Genomic DNA, 5,914 nt, shown 5'->3' on the forward strand with positions numbered 1-5,914 from the left:
CAGCCCCTCCCCCGATTACGGCCCGTTTTGGGATCCTTGTGCGAATCAGATTCCCTCAAGGAGCCCTTCACGGACCGGCAGACTGCCAGCTAGGGGCCGTTAGGGGTGTGGATCACCGCCTGCGCGCGGATAACTTTCCCGACGTCGGGGAGCTATCCCGCGCAGGCACGGTGATTCTACGAATCCTTTCGGGAGTGGCAGTCGTGAACGAATCCGGTTCTCTCGTCCATGCCCTGCTCGACGCGGCGGTGGCCAGCGCGCCGGACGCCGCCGCGGTGCGCGACCGGGCGGGGGTGTGGACGTATGCCGAGCTGGCCGCTTGGAGTCACGCGGTGGAGGCGGTCCTCGCGCGGCGCGGGGTGCGGCGCGGCGATCGCGTGGTGGTGCAGTTGCCGACGGACCGGGCGCTGGTCGCGCTCTTCCACGGCACATCGCGGCGGGGCGCGGTGTTCGTGCCGATCAATCCGGCGATGAAGCAGTTCCATTTCGACTCTGTCGTCGAGAACGCCGAACCGGTGCTGATCCTGCAGCCCCAAGAGTTCGCTCCACTGTGGACGGAAGTCGAAGAAGCTTACCGCGACAAAACTCGCACAGAGCCGACCGAGGTCGACCTCGACGACGTCGCGGTCCTCGTTTACACCTCCGGAAGCACGGCCGCGCCCAAGGGTGTCATCGGGCCGCACCGGCAGGTCACCTTCGCGGCCGGCGCGATCCAGGCGGTGCTGGGGTACCGCCAGGACGACGTCGTTTTCTGCCGCTTCCCGATGTCCTGGGACTACGGCCTGTACAAAGTCCTCCTCTCGACGCTCGGCCGCAGCGAGATCGTGCTCGCCGACGCCGAGTCCGATCTTCGCCTCCTGCAACGGATGCGCGAGGTCGGCGCGACGGTCGTCCCGATCGTGCCTTCGCTCGCGACGATGATCGCCACGCTGGCCGAGCGCGACCAGCGCGAACCGGCTCCGGTGCGGCTGTTCACCAACACCGGTGCGGCGCTGCCGGATTCGACGATCGAGAAGCTCCGCGACGCCTTCCCCGGCGTGCGTGTTGTCCGCCAGTTCGGCCAGACCGAGTGCAAGCGGATCACCGTGATGCCGCCTGAGGAAGACACCGAACGTCCGGGTTCGTCGGGCCTTCCGCTGCCCGGCACGACCGTGCACATCCTCGCCGCCGACGGGACTCCGTTGCCCGCGGGCGAAATCGGCGAGATCGTGGCTGCCGGACCGCACGTGATGCCCGGTTACTGGCGCGCCCCGGAGCTGTCCGCGCGAGCGTTCCGCCGCGACGAGGCCACTGGCGAGCTCCGGCTGCACACCGGCGATTACGGCCGGCTCGACGAGGACGGCTACCTCTACTTCGAGGGCCGCCGCGACGACATGTTCAAGCGCAAGGGAATCCGGATGTCCACTTTGGAGATCGAGGCGGCCGCGATGGACATCCCGGGCGTGCGCGCGGCGGGGGCGATCCCGCCGAGCGAGACGCGCGACCTGGCGATCTGCGTGGAAAGCGACCTGCCGCCGACCACGGTGCTCAAGGAACTGGCGCAGCGGCTCGAGCCGCAGAAGGTGCCCGCGCTGTGCCACGTCGTGGACGAGTTCCCGCTCACCGCGCACGGCAAGAACGCGACGAAGGAACTCGCCCTGCTGGTGGAAGGTGCCCGCAAATGAGCAAGTACGACGAGCTGGCCGCACGGTTCGGCACGCCGGCTTACGTGTACGACCTTGACGTGACCGCCCAGTCGCGCGATCAGCTGTTCAGCCTGCTGCCCGAGGGGTTCGCGGTCTACTACGCGCTGAAGGCCAACCCGCATCCGGAGATCGCCCGCGAACTCCGCGAGGGCGGTTGCCGCGCGGAGATCAGCTCGACCGGCGAGCTGGCCAACGCGCTGACCGCCGGGTTCGCGCCGGAAGACATCCTCTACACCGGTCCGGGCAAAACCGACGGCGAGCTGGACGCGGCGATCACCGCGGGCGTCCGGCTGTTCTCCGTCGAATCGCTGACTGACCTGCAGCACGTCGGTGCCGCTGCGGAACGGCAGGACACTGTCGCGCGTTGCCTGCTGCGGGTGAACACCACGCAGGGCAGCGCGTCGACCGGGATCCGGATGATGGGCCGCCCGTCGCAGTTCGGTGTCGACGCCGAGACTCTGCCCGAGCTGATGCCGCTGTTCAAGGCGGTCAACGGAGCCAAGATCGTCGGCGCGCACTTCTTCACCATGAGCAACGCGCAGGACGAGGACGCGCTGCTCGGCGAGTACGAGTTCGTGCTGCAGTCGGCCTCGCAGCTTCGCCAGGAAGTGGGACTGCCGCTGGAATTGCTCGACATCGGCGGTGGATTCTCGTCGCCGTACGCGGTTCCCGGCGAGCGCACCGACTACCCGAAGCTGCGCAACGGTTTGGAGCAGCTTCTCGACCTCTACCTGCCCGAGTGGCGCAGCGGCGAGGTCGAGCTGGCTTGCGAATCCGGCCGCTATCTCTCCGGGACCTGCGGGACGCTGCTGGCCGGCGTCGTGAACGTGAAGGAGAGCCGGGGCCACCGGTTCGTCATTCTCGACGCCGGAATCAACGTGGTCGGCGGCCTTTCCGGCATCGGACGCCTGCTGCCCGCCGCGGTCGGGGTCGAGCAGGTCGGCGACAACCCGGGGCAACTCGTCGGTCCACTGTGTACTCCCGGCGATTCGCTTTCTAAGGCTGCGAAGCTTCCCGAGCTGTCGGCCGGAGACCTGCTGACTGTGCCGAACGTGGGCGCGTACGGCGTCACCGCGAGTCTGATCAGCTTCCTCGGCCGCCCCGCGCCGACCGAGGTCGTGGTTCGCGGCGACGAGGTCATTTCGGTGTCTCGTTTGGACTATCAGCGAGCCTATGAGGTGTCGCCATGAGCGAGGAAGTCCGCGCTTACGGCGGCAGCATCGTCGAAGAACCCAGCGGGCGCACGGTGATCGTGAGCAGCATGGCGTCCGATTCGCACACCTGGAACCTGGTCTACCTCGAACTCTTGGTGGCGGAACTCGGTTTCGACGTCGTGAACCTCGGCGCGTGCGTGCCGGACGAGCTGCTGGAGTCCGAATGCGTCAGCCGCCGTCCGTCGATGCTCGTGCTGAGCAGCGTCAACGGCCACGGCTACCAGGACGGGCTCCGGGTCGTGCAACGGCTGCGGGCGCTTCCTGGGCTGCGCCGGCTGCCGATCGTCATCGGCGGAAAACTCGGCACGGGAGGCCCGCTTTCCGACGAACAGACCGCGGAACTGCTGTTCGCCGGGTTCGACGGGGTCTTCGACGAGCAGAACGTCGCCGCCTTCCGGCACTTCGCGGCCACGCTTCCCGGCGGGGTCAGCCAGTTGGAGGGAGCGTGAGCTTCGAGCGGTTCGTAGCGCAGCGGCACGCGGCCGGGGAACTGGTCGTGCAGCCGCGCATGGGCTTCGACAGTCCGGCCGCGATGCGCGCCGGGCTGGTCGCGACCAAGCGCGCGAACGCCGCGACTGTCGGCACGCTCACGCTCGACAGCTACACCCGCGTCCGCGACACCGATTCCGCGGAACACGCGCTGCGCAACGGAATTCCGCTCAACGGCTACCCGATCGTCAACCATCCGCCCGAGGTGACCAGGGCGATGCTCGACGGTCTCGAAGGCCCGGACTTCCCGGTGCAGGTCCGGCACGGTTCGGCCCGGCCGGTGGACATCTTCCGCGCGATGATCGCCGCCGGTCTGCATGCCACCGAGGGCGGCCCGATTTCCTACTGCCTGCCTTACAGCCGCACGCCGCTCGACGAATCCGTGCGGAATTGGGCGTACTGCTGCGATCTGCTGGTCGACGCGGAACACCCGGGAGGCCGTCCGCATCTGGAGACGTTCGGCGGCTGCATGCTCGGACAGCTGTGTCCGCCGAGCGAGCTGGTCGCGATCAGCGTGCTGGAGGCGTTGTTCTTCTACCGCAAGGGTGTGCGCAGCATTTCGGTGAGCTACGCGCAGCAAACGAACCTGCAGCAGGATCGCGAAGCCGTTGCCGCGTTGCGCCGGTTGTGCGCCGAGTTCTTGCCGGAAGCGACCTGGCACGTGGTGATCTACGCCTACATGGGCCTCTTCCCGCGCACGCCCGACGGCGCGATGTTGTTGCTGGGCAAGGCGGCCGAGCTGGCGATGAGCACCGGTTCGGAGCGGCTGATCGTCAAGACCGCAGCCGAAGCCCACCGCATCCCGACCGTCGCCGAGAACGTGACCGCGCTCGAACACGCGGCAGCCTCGGCGAAAGGCGTCAAGACCATTGTGGACGAAGACAACCAGGTGTACCGCGAGGCCTACGCCTTGGTCGACGCGGTCCTCAACAGCCACGCCGATCTCGACCGCGCGCTCGTGGTCGCCTTCAAACGCGGTCTGCTCGACGTGCCCTACTGCCTGCACCCGGACAACGCGGGGCAGGCGCGCAGCACGCTCGACGCGGACGGCCGGCTCGGCTGGTCCGAGCTCGGTTCGCTGCCGTTGCGCGGGATCGCCGAACGCGCGCCGAGCGGCCGGATCACCTCGTCGACGCTGATGTCGGCGCTCTCGTACGTCCAGCACACCCATGACACCCAGGCATTGGAGCAGCCGATGACCGCGATCGGAGGGGATTCGCGATGAGCACGCGCCGTACCGTCCGGGCGTATCCGTTCGACATGCACGAGACGTCCGTATCCGAGACCTACCACCAGTTGCAGCGCGACGAGCCGATGAGCCGGGTGCAGTTGCCCTTCGGCGAGCAGGCGTGGCTGGCGACGAAGTACGCCGACGTCAAGCTGGTGAGCGCGGACCCGCGGTTCAGCCGGGAGCTGGCCCAGGGCCTGGACCAGCCGCGGATGCGCCGTCAGCAGATGGGCGACGGCATCATGGGCATGGACCCGCCGGACCACACCCGCCTGCGCCGCTTGGTGATGAAGGCGTTCACCGCGCGCCGGCTGGAGACGATGCGCGAGAGCGTCCGCGTCCTGACGCACGAGCTGATCGACGCGATGATCGAGAACGGCGCGCCCGGCGACCTCGTCGAGGACCTCGCGCGGCCGCTGCCGGTCACGGTGATCTGCAACCTGCTCGGAGTGCCCAAGGAAGACCACACGATCTTCCGCGAGTGGACTCAGGCGCTGGTCAGCGACGCCACGGCGAAGGGCGATGTGCTCGACGTCTACGGCGATCAGCTGGACAACTACGTGGCCCAGCTGGTCGCGCAACGCCGCGAGGACCCGACCGACGACCTCCTCGGCGCGCTCGTCTACGCGCGCGACGCCGGGGACAAGCTCAGTGAAAACGAGCTCATCTCGATCGCCGGCGCGGGCCTGCTCACCGGCGGCGTGGAGACGGTGTCCTCGGCATTGCCGAGCTTCATCTTCACCCTGCTGACGCAGCCGGAGCTGCTCGCGCAACTGCGGGCGCAGCCGGAGATCATGCCGACCGCGGTGGAGGAGCTGCTGCGCTGGGTGCCGATCAACACCGCGGCGATGTTCGCCCGGTATGCCCGCGAGGACATCCGGATCGGCGACGTCGTGGTGCGGGCGGGCGATCCGGTGCTGCCCGCGCTGCACGCGGCGAACCGCGATCCGGAGGTGTTCGCGAACCCGGACGTCATCGACCTCACCCGCAGCCCGAACCCGCACGTCGCGTTCGGGCACGGCCCGCACCACTGCATCGGGGCGCAGCTGGCCCGGCTGGAACTGCAGGAGGCGCTGAAAGCGATTCTGGAGCGGTTCCCGGAATTGCGGCTCGCGGACGGGCGCGACGGCGTGAAATGGGAGTACGGGGTGATCGTGCGCGGCCCGTCGCTGCTGCGCGTCGCCTGGTGATTTCCCGCCCCTAACGACGTTTTCTGGGGATCCGGCGCGGCGCGAGCCCGCCCTACGATCCGACCGACGACCCATGAATGCTGCCTGGCTACCGCGGTGGAGTGCGCA

At 68.4% G+C, this 5,914-nt stretch carries 5 protein-coding genes; all 5 read left to right on the forward strand.

The features are described from left to right. Positions 1–194 precede the first annotated feature (194 nt). From ACFXI3_RS35210 to ACFXI3_RS35230, 5 genes are read left to right on the forward strand one after another with little or no spacing between them, the layout of a single operon-like run. Positions 195–1,664: an AMP-binding protein gene (locus tag ACFXI3_RS35210; protein WP_378405478.1), complete on the forward strand. Its 1,470-nt coding sequence runs from the start codon at positions 195–197 to the stop codon at positions 1,662–1,664. Further along, complete coding sequence (locus tag ACFXI3_RS35215) at positions 1,661–2,875, forward strand: type III PLP-dependent enzyme (RefSeq protein ID WP_378405480.1); 1,215 nt, start codon at positions 1,661–1,663, stop codon at positions 2,873–2,875. The genes ACFXI3_RS35210 and ACFXI3_RS35215 overlap by 4 nt, the downstream gene beginning before the upstream one ends. Next, positions 2,872–3,348 (forward strand): cobalamin B12-binding domain-containing protein, encoded by a 477-nt coding sequence (locus tag ACFXI3_RS35220; protein ID WP_378405482.1) that lies wholly within the window; start codon positions 2,872–2,874, stop codon positions 3,346–3,348. Before ACFXI3_RS35215 ends, ACFXI3_RS35220 begins: the two co-directional genes overlap by 4 nt. Beyond that, on the forward strand, positions 3,345–4,613 hold the full coding sequence (locus tag ACFXI3_RS35225; protein WP_344272058.1) for a methylaspartate mutase: 1,269 nt from the start codon (positions 3,345–3,347) through the stop codon (positions 4,611–4,613). Before ACFXI3_RS35220 ends, ACFXI3_RS35225 begins: the two co-directional genes overlap by 4 nt. Next, the gene (locus tag ACFXI3_RS35230; RefSeq protein ID WP_378405484.1) at positions 4,610–5,806 is read left to right on the forward strand and encodes a cytochrome P450; all 1,197 of its coding nucleotides are present in this window, start codon (positions 4,610–4,612) and stop codon (positions 5,804–5,806) included. The genes ACFXI3_RS35225 and ACFXI3_RS35230 overlap by 4 nt, the downstream gene beginning before the upstream one ends. Positions 5,807–5,914 lie beyond the last annotated feature (108 nt).

Source organism: Amycolatopsis sp. NPDC059235, from assembly GCF_042754125.1.
GTDB classification, from domain to species: Bacteria; Actinomycetota; Actinomycetes; order Mycobacteriales; family Pseudonocardiaceae; genus Amycolatopsis; species Amycolatopsis albidoflava.

Excerpts from the sequence above, each read along its gene's own strand:
- ACFXI3_RS35220 (WP_378405482.1), top strand. The coding sequence starts at position 2,872 with ATGAGCGAGGAAGTCCGCGCTTACGGCGGCAGCATCGTCGAAGAACCC.
- ACFXI3_RS35215 (WP_378405480.1), top strand. The coding sequence starts at position 1,661 with ATGAGCAAGTACGACGAGCTGGCCGCACGGTTCGGCACGCCGGCTTAC.
- ACFXI3_RS35230 (WP_378405484.1), top strand. The coding sequence starts at position 4,610 with ATGAGCACGCGCCGTACCGTCCGGGCGTATCCGTTCGACATGCACGAG.